The following is an 18,169-nucleotide window of genomic DNA, read 5'->3' on the forward strand; positions in this document are numbered from 1 at the left end:
TGTGCGGTGTCTAGGATCGGAATCATGAATCCGGACGCGCTGCGCGGGCATATGGACGCGCTCCTGCTCTCCGTGCTGGAGCGGGAGCCGCTGCACGGCTACGCCATCATCGAGGCGCTGCTGGAGCGCAGCGGCGGCGCGCTGAACGTGCCGACGGGCACCGTCTACCCGGCCCTGCGCAGGCTGGAGCGCATCGGCTACCTGTCCAGCGAGTGGGCCACGGTGGGCGGGCGCAAGCGGCGCACCTACCGGCTGACGGATTCGGGCAGGAAGCAGCTCCAAGGGGAGCGCTCGGCGTGGCAGGAGTTCGCCACCGTGATCGGCAGCGTGCTCCGCGCGGACGCCGTGGAGGCCGGGGAGGTCAGCGGCGCGCGAGGGGCGGCCGGCTGATGCGCAGGCAGCGCGTCGCGCCGTAGATCTGCAGCCCCCAGCAGGCCGACGTCACCGCGTTGGCCAGCATGCTGGGCAGGACGTCCAGATGGCTCGCCCCGTTGGAACCCAGGGTCAGCAGCATGCCCAGCAGCACGGTGACGGGCAGCATGCTCCAGACGACCACGCCCAGCGACCTGGTCACCAGCCGTGGCCGGCGGATCCAGCGGGCGCCCCGGCTCAGCGCGAACAGCGCGAGCCCGCCGTACAGCCCCACGCAGAGCTGCAGGACGTCGAGCAGGCGCGAGACGGGCCGGTACCACGCGGGAGCGAGCCGCCAGGCGGTGTCGTCGCCGGGATAGATGCGCCAGATCACCGACCACATCAGCGCGGTGATCGGCACGCTGATGAACAGCAGGAAGCCCAGCCGGCGCCCCGCCACGGCGGTCAGCTCGGACTGGTAGCCGGGGGCGACCTGCGCGACCTCCCCGAACTCCGCCACCGCGACCCGCTCGGCCTCCGCCCGTTCGAGCCCCTCGGCCTCCAGCGCGTCGGCGGTGTCGGTCAGGCTGTCGCGCGCCTCGACGACCAGGTCGCGCTTCGCCCCCTGCGGGCCGGCCAGGGCACGGTCGAGCTCCGCCACGTAGTCGTCGATACGCATGAACCCCAGTCTACGGAGGGCGATCTCGCTCTCCCATCGGGGAATTCCCCGATATTTTCCAGGACCCGGGTTGATGTGTAGGAAAATTCCTACGTATAGTGTCCGACATGCCGATATCCCAAATCCTCACCATCACCGTGCCCGTCGCCGACCAGGAGCGGGCGCTGGCCTTCTACACCGGCGTCCTCGACTTCGAGGTGCGCGCCGACAACCCGTTCCCGATGGGCCGCTGGCTCACCGTCGCCCCCAAGGGGGCCGGGACCGCGCTGCTGCTGGCCTCCTGGTTCCCGGGCATGGCCCCGATCGGCGGCCTGGTGGTGGCCGCGCCCGACCTCGACGCCCTGGCGGCGCGGCTGCGCGAGCACGGCGTCTCGTTCGAGGGGCCGAGCGACGAGCCATGGGGGCGTCAGCTGCTGTTCCAGGACCCGTTCGGCAACGGGTTCGTGGTCAGCCAGGCATGACGGCCGACCACGTGTTCACCGCGCTGGCCAGCCCGGCCAGGCGGGAGCTGCTGCGCCTGCTGCTCGACGAGGGCGCCCAGCCGGCCGGCCGGCTGGCCGAGCGGTTCGACATGAGCAGGCCCAGCGTGTCGGAGCACCTCAAGGTGCTCAGGGACGCCGGGCTGGTGGCCGAGACCCGCAAGGGGCGGGAGCGGCACTACCGGCTGGAGGCGGCGCCGCTCATGGAGATCCGCGACTGGCTCACCCCGTACGAACGGTTCTGGCGGGAGAAGCTGGCCGATCTCACGACCCTGCTGGACGAGATGGAGGACGACGACCATGCCCCGTGACACGGCGGCCGAGGACCTGCGCGCGATCAGGATCGACCAGTTCATCGCGCATCCCCCGAGGAAGGTGTGGCGGGCGCTCACCGAGCCCGAGCTGGTCGCCCGCTGGCTCATGCCCAACGACTTCAGGCCGGAGGTGGGGCATCGGTTCACCTTCACCACGGAGCCCAAGCCGCAGGTGGGCTTCGACGGGATCGTCTACTGCGAGGTGCTGGAGCTGGAGCCGGAGAAGCTGCTCAAGATCAGCTGGAGCGACCGCAAGCTGGCAGACTGGACGGTCACCTGGCGGCTGGAGCCCGAGGGCAGGGGCACCAGGCTGTTCCTCGACCATGAGGGCTTCGACCCGGACGACGAGCTGCAGCAGCTCTCGCGCCGCATCATGGGCGGCGGCTGGCGCTCGCGCCACTTCCGCGCCATCGCCGCCGTCGTGGACGAACTGGACGCCTAAGGATGTAACGCCGGGCTCGGCGGTTCCGCCTGGCGCTCGGCGTGCGAGGTGGACGTCCACATGACGGCGGCCGTGGTGATCGCCAGCAGCAGGGCGAACCAGCCCGCCGCCCGCCCCATGCGCATGCCGTAGCCGCACAGGAGCCAGGAGACCGACAGCCACCAGCGGTGACCGGCCTGGCGGCGCATCTCCATGGCCGCGAACGCGAAGTCGGCCGAGGTGGCGCGGTCGCTGGGCTGCAGCCCGGCGTAGAGGTCGGCCAGCCGGTCGGGGGTGGCGCCGGGGTCGCCCGGCGGGCCCCAGCCGCGCAGGGTGTGCTCGTCGGCCAGCGCGCGCCGGCGGGAGAACCAGCGCAGCATCGGCCAGCGCAGGCTCACCCGCAGGCCGCGCGGTGTGAGCGCGAACGTGCAGTCCTTGACCCGCACCCCCGACGGACGGGCCAGCCCGGCGAACCGGCACGCCGACAGGTCCAGCCCGTACAGCGCCAGGTCGGCCGCGTCCACCTGCCGCAGCGACGTCAGCGCGGACCTGCCCCGGCCGGTCACGGTGGCGGGGCCGCGCAGCACCGCGCCCTCCAGGTCGGCCTGGGAGTCGGTCAGCCGCAGCGTCGTCGTGCCCGCCACCTCGACGCCGCGCAGGTCCACGCCGCACCGGGACACCGTCACGTCCAGGAGCCCGTCGGCGCGGGCCCTGGCCGCCGACAGCCTGCCGGTGGCCGACAGGTAGGCGTCGGCGGCGAAGTGCGCGGCCTCGAACCCGGCGTGCCCGCTGACCTTGCGGAAGGACAGGGTACGGCCGAAGCGCGCCCCTCTGAAGGCGCCCCCGTCGCCCAGCCGGGCCCCGTCGAAGGTGGCGTACCCGTCGAACCTGGCCCCCTCGCACGACAGCCCGTGACCGAACACGGCCTGGCTGAACAGCGCGTCGCGGGACATCACGGCCCGGTCGAGGGAGACGTGCCCGCGCACGGTGACCCCGTGGAAGGACAGCTCGCGGGTGAACCTGGCGCCGGCCAGCGACACGTTGCCCTCGAAGCGGGCGCCGAAGAACGAGGCCAGCCGCTCGAACCTGGCCCCGTCGAGCGACACGTCGCCCGTGAACGTCACGCCGGACAGCCGTACGTCGCCGGTGAACCTGACCCGGTCGAGCCGGGCCCTGCCGGGCCTGCCGCCGGTGGCCTCGAGCACCAGGGACAGCAGCTCGCCGCTGACGGTGGTGCCGCGCAGGTCGAGCAGGCGGCCGGGGGACATCTCGTCGAGGGCCTGGGGGAGTTGGTCGGGTGCGAGGTGTGCGAGGCAGAAGCCGGTCGTCCGGCTGGCGATTCCGGTGCAGGCAGCCGAATACGCGCAGGTGACCCAGTCCATGAAGAGGTCATACCCGCCGGGGACGGTGTCAAGGTTCGATGTTTTAATGTTCTATCCCGTTTTATGTGGAAATATGCGCTCTAAATGGGCTCTAAAGTGCCGGGCATGCGCGCTTTATCCCGGGCATCCCGCGACCTCGGAGGGGCTGTTCGTGTTCGCCCGGGAGTCGGTCAAGGACGTCAAGGTCGGTGATCGGGTCCTGGTCACCGGCCGGGCGACCGAGTTCAACGGCTGGACCGAGCTGTCGCCGGTCACCGCCGTGGACGTGTGCGGCGCCGGGAGCGTGGCGGCCCAGCCGTACAAGCTGCCTATCGAGACCACGGGCGGCCTGGAGCGGGTCGAGAACGTGCTGCTCACGTTCCCGCAGCCGCTGACCGTCAGCGAGCACTACAACCTGGGCCGCTTCGGCGAGGTCACGCTCTCCTCGCAGGGCCGGCTGTTCCAGCCGACCGACCGGCCGGGCGTCGACGCGGCGCCGGACGCCCGCCGCTCGCTGCTCGTCGACGACGGCTCCACCAGGGAGAACCCGGCCACCCTGCCGCCCGTCGTGCGCACCGGCGACGTCGCGTCCGGCGTCACGGGCGTGCCCGGGTACGGCTTCGGCAAGTACCGGCTGCAGCCGACCGAGCCGATCGGCTACAGAACGCCAACCCGCGCCCGCCCAAGCCGGTCCCCGTGATCGGGAACGTCAGGTCTCGACGCCGACGCGGTCGCGCTCATGGAGGTCGAGAACAACGGCCAGACCGCGCCGCGGACGCTGGTGGACGCCGTGAACGCCGAGGTCGGCGCCGGTACGTACGCCGCGCTCACGCACCCGTACCCCGGCACGGACGCATCCAGGTCGCGCTGATCTACAAGCCCGGCCGGCTGACCCCGGTCGGCGAGCCGAGGGCGTCGCAGGACCCGGTGTTCAGCCGCCCGCCGCTGATCCAGACCTTCCGCCGCACGGGCGGCGGCCGGCCGTTCACGATGCTGGTCAACCACCTCAAGTCCCAAGGGCACCTGCCCGGCCGACGGCCCCGACGCCGACCAGGGCGACGGCCAGAGCTGCTGGAACGCCACCCGCGTCAGGCAGGCCCAGGCCCTGCTGGGCATCATCGCGGACCAGGACCTGCCCCGCCCGATCGTGCTCGGCGACCTCAACGCCTCCGGCGAGGAGGACCCGATCGACACCCTTGAGGCGGGCGGCCTGGCCGGCGTCACCAAGCGGTTCGTGCCCGCGCCGCTGCGCTACAGCTACCTGTTCGACGGCCTGGCCGGCGAGCTCGACCACGCCATGGTCGGGCGGCAGCTGCTCAAGCGGGTGACGAGCGCGCCGATCTGGCACATCAACGCCGACGAGCCGCGCATCCGCGACTACAACACGGAGTACAACCCGCCCGGCCTCTACCAGCCGGACGCCTACCGCTCCTCCGACCACGACCCCCTGGTCATCGGCCTGACCCTGCCGGGAGGCAAGGGATAGGTCCGGCGCCGGCCTGGACACTGGAATGCGGGTGAGAGGGTAGGGGTTCATACCCATGGACAGTTTTCAGAGAGGAACGAGGAGCCACTTGTGGCGACCATCGAAGTAACAGAGCAGAACTTCAACGACATCGCCGACAAGGGGATCGTCCTGCTCGACTTCTGGGCGGAGTGGTGCCCGCCGTGCAAGAAGTTCGGTCCGATCTTCGAGCAGGCGTCGGGGCTGCACGAGGACATCACGTTCGGCAAGATCGACACCGACGCCGAGCAGGGGCTCGCACAGGGCTTCGACATCACCTCGATCCCGACGCTCATGGCCATCCGCGACGGCATTGTGGTCTTCGCCCAGGCCGGCGCCATCCCGGCGCCCGCACTCGAGGACCTGATCAGGCAGGTGCGGGCGCTCGACATGGACGCCATCAGGGCCGAACTCGCCGAGGAGATGAAGCAGAACTGACCCTTCCCAGGGGGCTCAGGGCTTGCGGGCGACCCCGACGTACCCGAACGTGATCCCGTTGCCGGGCGCGTCCGGGTCGTCGGGCCGCCAGCCGTTCGGGTACGTCAGCCCGGGTTCCTCCAGTTCGTACCCCTCGAAGAAGCGCAGGATCTCCTTGTCCGTCCGCAGGCTCAGCGCGGCCGTGGCCCGCCGGTAGATCTCGACGGCCTGCGGGGTGGTGTCCGGCGTGGTGTCGATGGCATGGCTGATCACCAGCCGGCTCCCGGGCGCGCTCGCCGCACGCAGCTTGCTCACCATGTCGTACGCGACGTAGTCCGGGATGAAGTGCAGGATCGCCAGCATCAGGAACGCCACCGGCCGGTCGAAGTCGATCAGGTCGCCCAGCTTGTCCAGCAGCGCGTCGGTCTCGCGCACGTCCGCCTGCAGGAAGTCCACGTTCCCGGTCCTGGCCAGCAGCGCCCTGCCGTGCACACAGACGACGGGGTCGTTGTCCACGTAGACGACCCGCGCCTCAGGAGCGATCTCGTGCGTGTTCCCCTGGGTCGGCAGCCCGGCGCCGAGGTCGATGATCTGCCGCACCCCCGAATCGACCAGGTGCCGCACGGCACGGCGCAGGAACGCCCTGTTCGCGCGGGCGCCCTCCTTGGTGTTGGGGAACGTCTGCAGGATCTGCTCGGCGGCTGCCCGGTCGGCCGCGAAGTTGTCCTTGCCGTCGAGGAAGTAGTCGTACATCCGCGCGACGTTGGGGACGTTAGGGTCCACCCCCTCCGGGGCACTGTCCACGATTTCTCCTGAAATATCGCCCTTTTTGCGGGCGATCATAGCCGCGGTTTCCCCGATTTCCCCGGAATTTGGTTCTACTCGCGGTGCCAGTGAGACGTACATCACCCCCTTCCCTCACCCCCCGCTCCACCTCCCTCGCACCGCGTGACACACCACCCCCGAAAGCCGCCGACCACCCCCTGGGCTCCCACGGGGACCACACCGTCACGGACGGGTTTCCGCTACCGGGCGGGCGTCGCGGGCGGGTTACCGCCATCGGGCGGGCGTGGGGGCGGGGCGCTGCTCTTGGGCGCGCGTCGGGGCGGTCCGCTACTGCCGTGCGGGCGTCGCGGCCGGGCCGGTGCTATCGGGCGGGTGTCGCCGGGGGCGAGGCGTCCGGTCGGGTGCGGCTTTCAGCGGGCGGGGGCTCGTTGGCGAGGGGGTGTGGTGCTGGCGGCTCGCCCCGGCCCGGGCGTGAGTGACGAGCGTCCTCGTGCGCCTGCTCGCCTGCGGTCGCATGCCGCCGAACGCCGCCCCCGCCCCTCGCCCGCCGCCGCGCTATCGCCCCGCGCCAGCCCCCTCGCGCCTCGCCCCGCCCCGCAGGCGTGGGATGGCGTGCGGTGCCGCTCGCGCAGAGGTGGCGCCGAAGCCGGGCCTGCAGCGAAAGCCGGGCGCCGAAGCCGGGGGCGCGCCGAAGCCGGGCGGGCCGCTACCGCCGGGCGGGCGTCGCGGGCGGGCCGGTGCCTATCGGGCGGGCGTCGCCGGGGGCGAGGCGTCCGGCCGGGGCGGGCAGCAAAAGGGGACGCGTGCCTGATGAGGCGGGCGCGTCCCCTCGGGTGCGGTGGGGTCAGCCGCGGTAGAGCTCGGCGACGCGGAAGGCGAGGTCGAGGGACTGGCTGCGGTTGAGCCGCGGGTCGCAGGCCGTCTCGTAGCGGGTCGCGAGATCGTCCTCGACGATCTCGTGCCCCCCGCCGACGCACTCCGTCACGTCGTCACCGGTGAACTCGATGTGGATCCCGCCGGGATGCGTGCCCAGCGACCGGTGCACCTCGAAGAAGCCCGCCACCTCGTCCAGCACGTCGTCGAGCCGGCGGGTCTTGTGCCCGCTGGGCGCCTCGAAGGTGTTGCCGTGCATCGGGTCGCAGATCCAGGCGACCCGCGCCCCCGTGGCCGTGACCTCCTTGACCAGGGCCGGCAGGTGCTCGCGGATCTTGGAGGCGCCCATGCGGGTGATGAACGTGAGCCGCCCCGCCTCGTTGCCCGGGTTGAGCTTCTCGATGAGGCCGAGAGCCTCGTCCGGCGACGTGCTGGGCCCGAGCTTGACGCCGATCGGGTTGCGGATGCGGGCGAAGAAGTCGACGTGCGCCCCGTCGAGCTGGCGGGTGCGCTCGCCGATCCAGACCATGTGCGCCGACACGTCGTACGGCAGCCCCGTACGCGAGTCGATGCGCGTGAGCGCGCGGTCGTAGTCGAGGATGAGCGCCTCGTGCGAGGAGTAGAACTCGACGGTGTGGAACTCCTCGGGGTCGGCCCCGCAGGCCCGCATGAAGGCGAGTGCCTGGTCGATCTCCCTGGCCAGTTGCTCGTAGCGGCGCCCGGCGGGCGACTCGGCCACGAAGTCCTGGTTCCACGCGTGCACCTGGCGCAGGTCGGCGTAGCCGCCCTTGGTGAACGCGCGGGCGAGGTTGAGGGTCACGGCCGAGGAGTGGTAGGCCTTGAGCAGCCGCCACGGGTCGGGCCGGCGCGCCTCGGCGGTGAAGTCGAACCCGTTGACCATGTCGCCCCGGTAGGCGGGCAGCTCGATCCCGTCACGGACCTCGCTGCCCTTGGAGCGCGGCTTGGCGAACTGGCCCGCGACCCGGCCGATCTTCACGACCGGCACCTTGCCCGCGTACGTCAGCACGATCGCCATCTGCAGCAGCGTCTTGAGCTTGTTACGCACGTTGTCGGCGGTCGCGCCGGAGAAGGTCTCCGCGCAGTCGCCGCCCTGCAGGACGAAGGCCTCGCCCCGGGCGACTGCGGCCAGCTGCTCCTTGAGCTGGTCGCACTCGCCGGCGAAGACCAGTGGGGGCAGGCCGCCGAGCTCGGCGACGACCTTGTCGAGCTCGCCGCGGTCGGGCCAGTCAGGTTGCTGCGCCGCGGGGAGGGCTCGCCAGGAATCGAGATCCACGAGATTGCTGCTCACGAGATACGAGGGTAATCCACTGGCTCCGGGCCCACGGACCTCGTTGTCCACGTTGTGAGAATGCGCTTATACCTCTGGGGACTCGGAGGCGGTCAAAGTTCCTTTACGGACACGTGCTCGGGGCGCACCCCCAGCCCGATGAAACGCCGGGCCACCCGCTTGAGCAGGGGGATCCGCGTGAGGTCGCGGGGCATCCTGGACGGGTCGAGCCGGTTGCTGAGGGCCCGCTTGATCACCAGGTTCTGGAACACCCGCTGGACCGCCTGCGTGACCCGCGTGGGCGGCATCCGCCGCTTCTGCACCAGGCGCAGGGTGGACTCGGGGATCGGCGCGCCGGACCTGAGCGATCCGGCCAGCAGGTTGGCGGTGGCGACGGCGTCCTGGACGGCCAGGTTGATCCCCACCCCGAACACCGGCGACATGGCGTGCGCGGCGTCCCCGATGCACAGGAATCCGGGCCGGTGCCAGCGGCGCAGCCGGTTGAGCGCGACGGTCAGCACGCTGACGTCGTCGAAGCTCCCGATCTGCCCGACCCGGTCGGCCAGCCACGGCAGCAGCGCCGCGACCGGCTCGCGGAGCGCGTCGATCCCGGCGCGCACCAGCTCGTCGAACCCGCCCTTGGGGATCACGTACGCGAGTTGCCAATAACTTTGCCGGTTGATGGCCACCATCATGCGTCCGCCGGAGATCCGCAGGAACGTGTCGTCGCGGTCGGACGGGTGCCGGGGCAGCCGGAACCACACCACGTCCATCGGCGCGCCGAGCTCCTCCGGCACGAGCCCGGCGCGCTCGCGCAGGGTCGAGTGCCGCCCGTCGGCGGCGACGGTCAGGTCGGCCCTGATCTCGTGCTCGCCCGACTCGTCCCGGTAGCGCAGGCCGCGCACGGTCCGGCCCTCGCGGATCAGGTCGTACGCCTCGGCGTTCATCACCAGCCGGAAACTCGGGTAGCGGGCGGCGGCCGACGTGACGAGGTTGAGGAAATCCCATTGCGGTACGAACGCGATGTAGTCGTACTTGCCGGGCAGCCCGCGCAGGCTCGCCATCTTGGCGTCGCCGCGGTCGGTCACCATGGTGATCCCGTGCGCCTTGCGATGGGGGATCTTCAGGAACTCCTCGGCCAGCCCCAGCTCGTCGAGGACCTGCAGCGTGGACGGATGGATCGTGTCGCCCCGGAAGTCACGCAGGAAGTCGCCGTGCTTCTCCAGCAGCGTGACCTCGACGCCTGCCCTGGCCAGGAGCAGCGCCAGCACCGCGCCGGCGGGCCCGCCCCCTGCTATTACACAGCTCATAATTCATCACCCGATGAGATTGTCTCACGTCATGAGAAAAGAGCAAGCCCCGCAGCCATCCGACATGCCCGAGTCGCCGAAGTACATGCGTGAGCCGCCTCTCACAAAGGGAGTGGATGATGACGGACGACCTCCACGCCCTCTCCGGCGCCTACGCCGTGCACGCACTGCCGTACGCCGAGTGGGTGCTGTACGAGGAGCATCTGCCGGCGTGCTCGGCCTGCTGGATGGAGGTCCGGCGGCTGCGGGAGACGGCGGCCAGGCTCGCCGAGGCGGTGGCCGAGCCACCGCCCGCCCCGCTCCGGCAGCGCCTGCTCGACGCCGCCCACGACCAGCGGCGGCCCGACCAGCGGCCCGACCAGCGGCCCGAGCGGCGGCGGCCCGAGGAGCGGCCGGAGAGGGGGTCAGGAGCGGTGCCCGACGACGGCCCGACCATCTGGTGGCCCCCGGCGTCCCGCACGCCCGCAGCCCCGCCTGCGGCCCCGCCCGCGCCCCTCAGGCGCCGCCGGGCCAGGGTGACGGCGGGCCTGGCGGCCGTGGCCGCGGTGGCCGCGGTCGCGCTCGGCGCCGTCGCCGTGGACGCCCGCCGTGACCTGAGCGACCTGACCGCCAGGAACGACGAGGTGATCGCCGTGCTGGCCGCGCCCGACGCCGAGACGGTACGCAGGCCCGCCACCTCCGGCGGCACCGGCACGGTCGTGATCTCCAGGGCCAGGGGACGCCTGGTGTTCGCCTCGTCCGGCCTGGCCGAGCTGCCCCGGTCCAAGGGGTACGAGCTGTGGCTGATGGGCCCGGACGGCCCCCGCCCCGCCGGGATGCTCGACCGGGCCGGGGGCGGCCTGACCGCCCCCCTGCTGATCACGCCGGAGCGGGGGGAGGACCGCGTGGCGCTCACGGTCGAGCCGGCGGCCGGTTCCGGCAGGCCCACGACGCGGCCGATCCTCCTGGCCGAGCTCCCGGAGGCCTGACACGCAGTTAGGGGGTTGGTCACGGGCGTTTGATCGTAGATAGTGCTGGGCATGCGTATCTTCGCGGCCCTGGCGCTGGCCGCCGCACTGTTACCCGTGTTACCCGTGCCCGCGGCGGCCGCCGAGGCGGGCGCGGCCACCGTGGCGCCCGTCCAGGTCACGGGCTCTCCGGCCAGGCGATTCAACCTGATCATCATGGGCGACGGCTACACCGAGCCGGAGCAGGCGAAGTTCCGGGCGGACGTGGACCGGCACCTCAACGTGATGTGGTCGATCGAGCCGTTCAAGACGTATCGCAACTACATCAACGTCTACCGCGTCGACATCGTCTCCGGCGAGTCCGGCATCAGCTGCGACCCCGGACTGGACGCGCCGAGGAAGGTCACCCCGCTCGGCATGGGCTTCTGGGGCCGCTGCAACCCCGCCAGCGTCCAGCGCCTGATCACCATGGACAACGCCGCCGCCACCCGCTACGCCGACCTGGTCACCGGCACCTCCTCCGGCAACCGGCAGATCCTCGCGCTCGGCAACAGCGGCACGTACGGCGGCGCCGGCGGCTCGTACGCCACCGCCTCGGGCAGCAACAGCATGTCCGCCCTGATCAGCCCGCACGAGCTGGGCCACTCCCTGGGCGGCCTGCAGGACGAGTACGACTACTACCAGCGCGGCGTCCCCGGCGGCGCCTACCCGGGAGCCGAGCCGTCCAGCCCCCACCACACCCTGCTGACCGAGCAGCAGCTGAAGGACCAGCAGAAGAAGTGGTGGCGCTGGCTGGGCGAGCCCAGCGAGTCGGGCGGCCCCATCGGCCGCTACGAGGGCGGCCTGTACTACACGACCGGCGTCTGGCGGCCCAGCCGGCACTCGATGATGAAGACCCTCGGCTATTACTTCGACCAGGTCAGCCGCGAGGTCATGGTCCAGCGCATCACCGCCAAGACCATGGTCATCCAGGACGCCACACCCAACCAGCAGCCCGTCGGCGCCGACCGGGTGCTCTGGGTCGAGCCGATGCGCCCCGTCGGCCACTCGCTGACGACCACCTGGAACGTGGACGGCAAGGACCTCGCGAGCCACGACGACGCCCTCGACCTGCGCACCCTCGGCCTCAGCCCGGGCACGCACACCGTCACGGCCACCGTCTCGGACCCGACCGAGTTCGTCAGGGACCCGGCGATCAGGGCGGCCATCACCAAGTCCCGCACCTGGACGGTGGACACGTCGCTGACCACCCCGCCGGACGGCGCCGAGGCCGCGTTCGTCTCCTCCACCCCCACCGACCGGCCGCTGGGCCGCGCCGACGTCGTGTACGTGGAGACCACCCATCCGGCCGCGACCGTGCCCGAGGTGACGTGGACCGTGGACGGCCGCCCGGCGGGCGCCGGCACCGACCTCGACCTGGGCAAGCTGGACCTGCGACCGGGCACGCACACCCTGACCGCCGCCCTCGGCGGCCAGACCCTCAACTGGCAGATCGACGCGAGCCGGCCCGACACCCGCTACGAGCTGTCCGAGCCGCTCGCCGCGGCCGGCGACGCCTACGTCTACAACGGCCCGTTCTCCATGCGGCTGGCGGGCGAGGACGACCGCGGCGGCTACGTGGTCTCGGAGTCCAGGATGGACGGGGACGGCTGGTTCAACTACTTCGGCTGGCCCACCTCCTCGGAGCTGCCGTGGACGTTCAGCGAGGAGGGCACGGTCATCGACTCCCTCGTGTACGGGAAGCTGCCGCGCGGCCGGCACACGATCGAGTACCGCTCGATCGACGCCGCGGGCAACCAGGGGACGCCGAAGAGCTTCACCGTCACCACGATCGCCCCGCCGCCCGCCTGCACCCGCACGGTCACCGGCCTCCACCAGGGCGCCATCGTCGTCGCCGACGGCGTCACCTGCCTCGACGGCGCGCAGGTCAGCGGGCCCATCACGGTGCGGCCCGGAGCCTCGCTCGTGGTCAAGGGCGGCCGGATCGCCGGCACGCTGACCGCGGCGCAGCCCGCCGCCGTCCACCTGCTCAAGGCCTCCCTGACCGGCGCGCTCAACGTCAGCGGCGCCAAGGCGCTGGCCATCGTGGGCGCCGACCTGCGCGGCGCCGTCCTGCTGGCCGGCAACACGGCGCCGATCCTGTCGGGCAGCACGATCAGCGGCGCGCTGCTGTGCACGGGTGACAGGCCCGTCGACCTCGGCGTGCCCAACAAGGGCGCGCGATCGTGCGTCCGGCTAGCCGCGGCCGCCAGAGGAGGCGCTTACGAGGCGGTCGAGCACGGCGGCAAGTGAGCCGAACGAGGCCTCGCGGAGCCTGGCGTACTCCTCCTCCGGATACTGCCGGGGTCCGTTCTCCACCAGCAGGATCAGGTAGAGGTAGGCGCGGTAGAGGTCGATGCGGGTGCGCGCCGCCGGGGTGAGCTCCAGCGGCGTCACCTCGCGGTAGCCCGCCAGCAGCGGGTCGTCCTCCGCCAGCTCGCCGAAGATCGTCGGCGTGACGAACTCGGCGAGCGGGTCGCCCCAGAAGGCCCGTTCGTGGTCGATGATGGCCTGGATCCGGGGCGGGCCGCTGACGTCGAGGAAGACGTTGCCCGGCCAGACGTCGAAGTGCACCAGCCGCGGCGTCGTCACCTCGTCGAGCACCGGCGACGCGGCCTCGACCACCGCCATGATCTCGCCGGGGGAGCGCGGCAGCGGCGTCGGGTAGCGCTCGGTGTCGCCGACCAGCGCCCCCACCATCGCCAGGAACGCCTGCCGCCACGTGGCGCCGACGATCCCGGCGTGCGGGTAGCCGAAGACCTCGCCGCTCACCGCGTTGAACCTGGCCAGGTGGCGGCCCAGCTCCTGGCGCAGCGCCTGCTCGCCCTCCGGCTTGACGTCGTTCCACGAGACCCCGTCGAGCGCGTCGAGCAGCAGGTAGTCGCCGCCCAGCACCGGGTCGTCGAACCCGGCGCACAGCAGCGTGGCCACCGGCACGCCCGCCTGCGCCGCCAGCTCGTACGCGGCGGCCTCCATGCGCAGCAGGTTGCGCTCGTAGCTGAGCTGGTCGAGGTCGGGCGGCGGGGACAGCTTGAGCACCACCTCGCGCCCGTCGTCGAGCTTCAGCCGCCACACGGCGTTGGCGTAGCCGTCGGTCAGCTCGGTGACGGCCACGACGCCCGTGCCCAGCGCGCGGCGGAGCAGGGCGTCGAGCTCGGCGTCGGATAAGCGGCGCTTGGTTCTACTGTCCACGAGGGCCTTTCACGCTGACTGCCGGCGTACCAGGTGGGTGTCGAGGATCACGACGGGCTGGCGCAGCTCCTCGCCGTTGATGCGGGCCACCAGCAGCTGCGCCATCTGCCGGCCCATCTGCTCGGTCGGCTGGTGGACGGTGGTCAGCGGCGGGTCGGCGTGCAGCGCGGCCTTGGAGTCGTCGAACCCGATCACCGCCACGTCCTCCGGGATCGCCCGCCCCGCCGCCTTGAGCACGCGCATCGCGCCCAGGGCCATCGGGTCGGACGCGGCGAAGACCGCGTCGAGATCGGGATGGCTCGCCAGCAGCTGGGTCATCGCCGCAGAGCCGCTCTCCTCCGAGAAGTCGCCGTACACCACCAGCTCCGGCAGCCCGGCGGGCAACAGCGCGTCGCGATAGCCGGCCAGACGGTCGACGCCCACGCCCATGTCCTGGTGACCGGCGATGGTGGCGATGCGCGTGCGGCCGAGGCCCAGCAGGTGTTTGACCGCCTGCCGGGCCCCTGCCCTGTTGTCCATGTCGACGTAGCTGTAGGGGTCGAGCCCGACGGGGCGGCCGCCGAGCACGGTCGGCACGCCCATCTCCTCGAGCCGCCCCGGCAGCGGGTCGGCGCCGTGCAGCGACAGCAGCAGCACGCCGTCGACGTGCTGCCCGGTCAGGTACTGCTCCAGCCGGTCGTACTCCTCGGTGGTGCGGGCCATCGCCAGGATGAGCTGCAGCCCGGTCTCCGAGAGCGCCGAGCCGATGCCGCGGATGGTGCCCGCGAAGAACGGGTCGTCGAACACCCGCAGCTGTGACTCGGACACCACCAGGGCCACCGCGTCGGTGCGGCGCGTCACCAGGGCGCGCGCCGCGCGGTTGGGCACGTAGCCCAGCTCGCGGATGGCCAGCTCCACGGCCTCGCGGGCCTTGGAGCTGACGTTCGGCGAGCCGTTGATGACTCTAGACACCGTGCCCCGGCCTACACCGGCCCGAGCCGCGACTGCCTCAAGAGTCGGTCGGTTCATGGCGCCTATTCTGCCGGATGATCTCCGAGTACCAGAGCGCGCTGTCCTTGATCAGCCGTTCCTGGGTCTCGAAGTCCACGCGCACCAGGCCGAACCGCTTGCCATAGCCCCAGGCCCACTCGAAGTTGTCCATCAGTGACCAGGCGAAATAGCCCTCCAGGGGCACGCCCGCCTCGATGGCCTGCTTGCAGGCGCCCAGGTGCGCCTCCACGTACGCGCGCCGCTCGGCGTCGTGGATCCGGCCGTCCTCGAGCACGTCGTCGAAGGCGGCGCCGTTCTCGGAGACCACCATCGGGATCGGCGGGTACTCCCGCGCCACCCTCGTGAGGACCTCCACCAGGCCGCCCTCGTCGATCTCCCAGCCCATGGCCGTCACCGGCTGGCCACCGCTGACGAACGACACGTGCTCGCTGCCCACCCACGGAGACCCCGAGTCCGTGGGGGCGGCCGCCGCCGACTGCCTGCCGCCTGGTGCTCCCGAGACCGTGAAGCGGCTGTAGTAGTTGACGAGCAGCACGTCGATGGGCGCGTTGATGATCTTCAGGTCGCCCGGCTGGATGAAGTCGCCATCGCCCGGCACGTCCTCCAGCACGTCCTCCGGGTAGCGGCCCAGCAGCAGCGCGTCCAGGAAGAACCGGTTCTGCAGCCCGTCGATGCGCCGCGCGGCGTCCAGGTCCTCCGCGCTGTCGGTGGCGGGCGTGACCGCGTACAGGTTCACGCAGCCGCCGACGCGCCGGGCGTCCATCGCCTGGACGGCCAGCCCGTGCGCCAGGTTGAGGTGGTGCGCGCCCCTGATCGCGTTCTCCGGCTCGCGCCGGCCAGGGGCGTGCTCGCCCGAGGCGTAGCCGAGGAACGCGGCGCACCATGGCTCGTTGACGGTGCTGAAGGTGTGGATGTGGTCCTTCAGCGCCTCGTGGACCGTCGCCGCGTAGTCCGCGAAGCAGTACGCCACGTCGCGGTTCGGCCAGCCGCCCTTGTCCTCCAGCTCCTGCGGCAGGTCCCAGTGGTAGAGGGTCAGCCACGGGTCGATGCCGTGCCCGCGCAGCTCGTCGGCGAGCCGCTTGTAGAAGTCCAGCCCCTTCTGGTTGACCTTGCCGGATCCGGTCGGCTGGATGCGGGGCCAGGAGACCGAGAAACGGTAGGCCGACAGGCCCAGGTCCGCCATGATCCGGACGTCTTCCCGGTACCGGTGGTAGTGGTCGATGGCCACGTCCGCGTTGTGGCCGTTGAGAATCCGGCCCGGCGTCCTGGTGAAGGTGTCCCAGATGGAGACGCCGCGCCCGTCCTCCTCGACCGCGCCCTCGATCTGGTACGCCGAGGTCGCCGCGCCCCACGCGAAGCCCGCAGGGAAGCGCAGCCCGGCACGCGTCTGTTCCTCTTGTGTCGTCACGCCTTGACCGCACCTTCCATGAGGCCGCCGACGATCTGGCGGCCGAATGCGACGAATACTGCGATGAGCGGAATGATGGACAACGCCGTTCCCGCGAAGATCAACGTGTAGTTCGTGGAGAACCTGGCGTTGAGCGAGGTGATCGCGATCTGCACGGTCGGGTTGTCCGGGGTCAGCACGATCAGCGGCCACATGAAGTCGTTCCACATGAGCATGAACGTGTTGATGCCGAGCACCGCCATGCCCGGACGCACGGCGGGCAGGACGACGTTCCACCAGATCCGCAGCGTGGCGGCGCCGTCGACCCGGGCGGCCTCGACCAGCTCCATCGGCACGGCCTGGCGAGTGTACTGCGTCATCAGGAACACGCCGAACCCGTTGAGCAGGTACGGCAGGATGACCGCCTTGAGCGTGCCGGTCCACTCCAGGCTCACCATGAGCCGGTAGAGGGGCACCACGCCCATCTGCTGCAACGGCACCGCCATCGTCAGCAGCACGAGCACCAGCAGCAGGTTCCTGCCCTTGAAGCTCAGGTTCGCGAAGGCGAAGCCGGCCAGCGTGGAGATGATCACCACGGAGACGGTGACGATGCTCGACACGATGAACGAGTTCGTCAGGCCCAGCAGGAACTTGGCGTCCTCGTTGTTGAGCACCGCGACGATGTTGTCGCCCAGGTTCCCGCCCGGCAGGAACGGCGGCGGCACCGATACGGCGTCGGCGTTCGTACGGGAGGCGATGACGAGCATCCAGTACAGCGGGAACGCCGACAGCAGGACGGCCAGGGCCAGCATGAGCCGGGTGGCGAGGGTCGGGGAGAAGTTGTTCATCTGGTGCCCCCGATCCTGCGCACGAACAGGAAGTTGATCGCCGCTCCTATGAGGATGAGCAGGAACAGCAGCCAGGCGGCCGCCGCGGCGTAGCCGTAGTCGAACTCGCGGAAGCCCTGCTTGACGATGAACATGGCCACCGTCTGGAACTGTCCCTGCGAGCCGCCGTCGACGTTGCCGTTGTAGAACGTGGTCGGCTCGGAGAACAGCGTCAGGCCGCCGATCGTGGAGTTGAGCACCACGAAGATCATCGTCGGGCGCAGCATCGGCAGCGTGATCTGCCAGAACTGCCTGCGACGCGACGCGCCGTCGATCGCGGCGGCCTCGTACAGGTCGCGCGGGATCGTCTGCATGCCGGCCAGGAAGATGATCGCGTTGTAGCCCGTCCAGCGCCAGTCGACCATGGTGGCGATGGCGATCCACGACGGGATGCGCTCGGCCCGCCAGTTCGTCTTGTCGACACCGAGCCCGCTCAGGACCCAGTTGACCAGGCCCCAGTCGCGGGCGTACAGCTGCGTGAACACCACCGCGACCGCGACCACCGACGTGACCAGCGGCAGCAGCACGCTCATGCGGATGGCCAGGCGGAGCTTCAGGCGCTTGTTCAGCGCGTTGGCCAGGAGCAGCGCGAGGATCATCTGGGGGACGGTGGCGAGGATGAACATGCCCACCGTGTTGACCACGGCGTTCCAGAAGTCCTCGTCGCCGAGCAGGGCGGTGTAGTTGCCCAGCCCGGTCCACTCCACGGTCCCGGCCAGGTCGTAGTCGTAGAGCGAGTAGTACAGGGTGAAGGCCAACGGGAACAGCCCGAAGGCGGCGAAAAGCAGGAAATAAGGGGACACCAGGGCGTACGGCATCGCTTTGACGTCGAATCGTGAACGCCAGCGGTGGCCGGGCGGACGGGCGCGGCGATGGTTGTTCCGCGCCGCCCGCGGGAGGGTGTCGAGGCTCATGGCAGACCTTTCGGCGGCAACAAGCCCGGC

Annotated in this window: 21 protein-coding genes; 10 read left to right on the forward strand and 11 right to left on the reverse strand. The window is 71.1% G+C overall.

Annotated elements, in window-relative coordinates; all coding sequences use genetic code 11:
- Window positions 1–24 precede the first annotated feature (24 nt).
- Complete coding sequence (locus tag H4W80_RS56285) at window positions 25–390, forward strand: PadR family transcriptional regulator (protein ID WP_192792532.1); 366 nt, start codon at window positions 25–27, stop codon at window positions 388–390.
- Here H4W80_RS56285 and H4W80_RS56290 read toward each other — a convergent pair.
- A complete protein-coding gene (locus H4W80_RS56290; RefSeq protein ID WP_192792533.1) occupies window positions 362–1,030 on the reverse strand; it encodes a permease prefix domain 1-containing protein in 669 nt (222 codons plus the stop codon). The genes H4W80_RS56285 and H4W80_RS56290 overlap by 29 nt on opposite strands.
- A gap of 107 nt (window positions 1,031–1,137) precedes the next feature.
- On the opposite strand from H4W80_RS56290, the gene H4W80_RS56295 reads away from it, so the two are divergent.
- From H4W80_RS56295 to H4W80_RS56305, 3 genes are read left to right on the forward strand one after another with little or no spacing between them, the layout of a single operon-like run.
- Window positions 1,138–1,491 (forward strand): VOC family protein, encoded by a 354-nt coding sequence (locus H4W80_RS56295; RefSeq protein WP_192792534.1) that lies wholly within the window; start codon window positions 1,138–1,140, stop codon window positions 1,489–1,491.
- Complete coding sequence (locus tag H4W80_RS56300; RefSeq protein ID WP_192792535.1) at window positions 1,488–1,820, forward strand: ArsR/SmtB family transcription factor; 333 nt, start codon at window positions 1,488–1,490, stop codon at window positions 1,818–1,820. The genes H4W80_RS56295 and H4W80_RS56300 overlap by 4 nt, the downstream gene beginning before the upstream one ends.
- The gene (locus H4W80_RS56305) at window positions 1,810–2,265 is read left to right on the forward strand and encodes an SRPBCC family protein (protein ID WP_192792536.1); all 456 of its coding nucleotides are present in this window, start codon (window positions 1,810–1,812) and stop codon (window positions 2,263–2,265) included. The genes H4W80_RS56300 and H4W80_RS56305 overlap by 11 nt, the downstream gene beginning before the upstream one ends.
- On the opposite strand, the gene H4W80_RS56310 is transcribed toward H4W80_RS56305, so the two are convergent.
- Window positions 2,262–3,626 carry a pentapeptide repeat-containing protein gene (locus H4W80_RS56310; protein ID WP_192792537.1) on the reverse strand — a complete coding sequence of 455 codons (1,365 nt, stop codon included), beginning with the start codon at window positions 3,624–3,626 and terminating at the stop codon, window positions 2,262–2,264. The genes H4W80_RS56305 and H4W80_RS56310 overlap by 4 nt on opposite strands.
- A gap of 151 nt (window positions 3,627–3,777) precedes the next feature.
- Between H4W80_RS56310 and H4W80_RS56315 the strand changes: the two genes are divergently transcribed.
- A complete protein-coding gene (locus H4W80_RS56315) occupies window positions 3,778–4,305 on the forward strand; it encodes a hypothetical protein (RefSeq protein ID WP_192792538.1) in 528 nt (175 codons plus the stop codon).
- Window positions 4,306–4,344: 39 nt separating this feature from the next.
- Complete coding sequence (locus H4W80_RS63225) at window positions 4,345–4,476, forward strand: hypothetical protein (RefSeq protein WP_264086040.1); 132 nt, start codon at window positions 4,345–4,347, stop codon at window positions 4,474–4,476.
- A 1-nt stretch (window position 4,477) separates the two neighbouring features.
- On the opposite strand, the gene H4W80_RS63230 is transcribed toward H4W80_RS63225, so the two are convergent.
- Window positions 4,478–4,606, reverse strand: coding sequence for a hypothetical protein (locus tag H4W80_RS63230; RefSeq protein ID WP_264086041.1), 129 nt, complete (start codon window positions 4,604–4,606; stop codon window positions 4,478–4,480).
- Between the two features lie 146 nt (window positions 4,607–4,752).
- Here H4W80_RS63230 and H4W80_RS56320 point away from each other — a divergent pair, with 146 nt between their 5' ends.
- Window positions 4,753–5,091 (forward strand): hypothetical protein, encoded by a 339-nt coding sequence (locus H4W80_RS56320; protein WP_192792539.1) that lies wholly within the window; start codon window positions 4,753–4,755, stop codon window positions 5,089–5,091.
- 90 nt (window positions 5,092–5,181) lie between these two features.
- Window positions 5,182–5,547, forward strand: a complete 366-nt coding sequence (locus tag H4W80_RS56325; RefSeq protein WP_192792540.1) for a thioredoxin family protein — start codon at window positions 5,182–5,184, stop codon at window positions 5,545–5,547.
- Window positions 5,548–5,562: 15 nt separating this feature from the next.
- On the opposite strand, the gene H4W80_RS56330 is transcribed toward H4W80_RS56325, so the two are convergent.
- The 3 genes from H4W80_RS56330 to H4W80_RS56340 form a co-directional block, all read right to left on the reverse strand.
- Window positions 5,563–6,330, reverse strand: coding sequence for an SAM-dependent methyltransferase (locus tag H4W80_RS56330; RefSeq protein ID WP_192792541.1), 768 nt, complete (start codon window positions 6,328–6,330; stop codon window positions 5,563–5,565).
- A gap of 826 nt (window positions 6,331–7,156) precedes the next feature.
- The gene (locus H4W80_RS56335) at window positions 7,157–8,494 is read right to left on the reverse strand and encodes a class II 3-deoxy-7-phosphoheptulonate synthase (RefSeq protein WP_192792542.1); all 1,338 of its coding nucleotides are present in this window, start codon (window positions 8,492–8,494) and stop codon (window positions 7,157–7,159) included.
- A gap of 92 nt (window positions 8,495–8,586) precedes the next feature.
- Window positions 8,587–9,783 (reverse strand): FAD-dependent oxidoreductase, encoded by a 1,197-nt coding sequence (locus H4W80_RS56340; RefSeq protein ID WP_192792543.1) that lies wholly within the window; start codon window positions 9,781–9,783, stop codon window positions 8,587–8,589.
- 116 nt (window positions 9,784–9,899) lie between these two features.
- Here H4W80_RS56340 and H4W80_RS56345 point away from each other — a divergent pair, with 116 nt between their 5' ends.
- Window positions 9,900–10,751, forward strand: coding sequence for an anti-sigma factor (locus H4W80_RS56345; RefSeq protein ID WP_192792544.1), 852 nt, complete (start codon window positions 9,900–9,902; stop codon window positions 10,749–10,751).
- A gap of 51 nt (window positions 10,752–10,802) precedes the next feature.
- Complete coding sequence (locus H4W80_RS56350) at window positions 10,803–13,022, forward strand: M64 family metallopeptidase (protein ID WP_192792545.1); 2,220 nt, start codon at window positions 10,803–10,805, stop codon at window positions 13,020–13,022.
- Here H4W80_RS56350 and H4W80_RS56355 read toward each other — a convergent pair.
- The 5 genes from H4W80_RS56355 to H4W80_RS56375 are packed head-to-tail and all read right to left on the reverse strand — an operon-like array spanning window position 12,966 to window position 18,139.
- Window positions 12,966–13,961 carry a phosphotransferase family protein gene (locus H4W80_RS56355; RefSeq protein WP_192792546.1) on the reverse strand — a complete coding sequence of 332 codons (996 nt, stop codon included), beginning with the start codon at window positions 13,959–13,961 and terminating at the stop codon, window positions 12,966–12,968. The two genes, H4W80_RS56350 and H4W80_RS56355, sit on opposite strands and share 57 nt — an antisense overlap.
- 9 nt (window positions 13,962–13,970) lie before the next feature.
- Window positions 13,971–14,969 (reverse strand): LacI family DNA-binding transcriptional regulator, encoded by a 999-nt coding sequence (locus H4W80_RS56360; RefSeq protein WP_192792547.1) that lies wholly within the window; start codon window positions 14,967–14,969, stop codon window positions 13,971–13,973.
- Window positions 14,950–16,359, reverse strand: a complete 1,410-nt coding sequence (locus H4W80_RS56365) for a GH1 family beta-glucosidase (RefSeq protein ID WP_192792548.1) — start codon at window positions 16,357–16,359, stop codon at window positions 14,950–14,952. Before H4W80_RS56365 ends, H4W80_RS56360 begins: the two co-directional genes overlap by 20 nt.
- Window positions 16,356–17,186, reverse strand: a complete 831-nt coding sequence (locus H4W80_RS56370) for a carbohydrate ABC transporter permease (protein ID WP_192792549.1) — start codon at window positions 17,184–17,186, stop codon at window positions 16,356–16,358. The genes H4W80_RS56365 and H4W80_RS56370 overlap by 4 nt, the downstream gene beginning before the upstream one ends.
- A complete protein-coding gene (locus H4W80_RS56375) occupies window positions 17,183–18,139 on the reverse strand; it encodes a carbohydrate ABC transporter permease (RefSeq protein ID WP_192792550.1) in 957 nt (318 codons plus the stop codon). Before H4W80_RS56375 ends, H4W80_RS56370 begins: the two co-directional genes overlap by 4 nt.
- Window positions 18,140–18,169: the final 30 nt, after the last annotated feature.

The sequence above is a fragment of the Nonomuraea angiospora genome (genome assembly GCF_014873145.1).
GTDB classification, from domain to species: domain Bacteria; phylum Actinomycetota; class Actinomycetes; order Streptosporangiales; family Streptosporangiaceae; genus Nonomuraea; species Nonomuraea angiospora.

What these genes read in the sequence shown, in the direction of transcription:
- H4W80_RS56285 (WP_192792532.1), top strand. Translation starts at nt 25, where the DNA reads ATGAATCCGGACGCGCTGCGCGGGCATATGGACGCGCTCCTGCTCTCC.
- H4W80_RS56290 (WP_192792533.1), bottom strand. Translation starts at nt 1,030, where the DNA reads ATGCGTATCGACGACTACGTGGCGGAGCTCGACCGTGCCCTGGCCGGC.
- H4W80_RS56295 (WP_192792534.1), top strand. Translation starts at nt 1,138, where the DNA reads ATGCCGATATCCCAAATCCTCACCATCACCGTGCCCGTCGCCGACCAG.
- H4W80_RS56300 (WP_192792535.1), top strand. Translation starts at nt 1,488, where the DNA reads ATGACGGCCGACCACGTGTTCACCGCGCTGGCCAGCCCGGCCAGGCGG.
- H4W80_RS56305 (WP_192792536.1), top strand. Translation starts at nt 1,810, where the DNA reads ATGCCCCGTGACACGGCGGCCGAGGACCTGCGCGCGATCAGGATCGAC.
- H4W80_RS56310 (WP_192792537.1), bottom strand. Translation starts at nt 3,626, where the DNA reads ATGGACTGGGTCACCTGCGCGTATTCGGCTGCCTGCACCGGAATCGCC.
- H4W80_RS63225 (WP_264086040.1), top strand. Translation starts at nt 4,345, where the DNA reads ATGGAGGTCGAGAACAACGGCCAGACCGCGCCGCGGACGCTGGTGGAC.
- H4W80_RS56340 (WP_192792543.1), bottom strand. Translation starts at nt 9,783, where the DNA reads ATGAGCTGTGTAATAGCAGGGGGCGGGCCCGCCGGCGCGGTGCTGGCG.
- H4W80_RS56345 (WP_192792544.1), top strand. Translation starts at nt 9,900, where the DNA reads ATGATGACGGACGACCTCCACGCCCTCTCCGGCGCCTACGCCGTGCAC.
- H4W80_RS56350 (WP_192792545.1), top strand. Translation starts at nt 10,803, where the DNA reads ATGCGTATCTTCGCGGCCCTGGCGCTGGCCGCCGCACTGTTACCCGTG.
- H4W80_RS56360 (WP_192792547.1), bottom strand. Translation starts at nt 14,969, where the DNA reads ATGAACCGACCGACTCTTGAGGCAGTCGCGGCTCGGGCCGGTGTAGGC.
- H4W80_RS56370 (WP_192792549.1), bottom strand. Translation starts at nt 17,186, where the DNA reads ATGAACAACTTCTCCCCGACCCTCGCCACCCGGCTCATGCTGGCCCTG.
- H4W80_RS56375 (WP_192792550.1), bottom strand. Translation starts at nt 18,139, where the DNA reads ATGAGCCTCGACACCCTCCCGCGGGCGGCGCGGAACAACCATCGCCGC.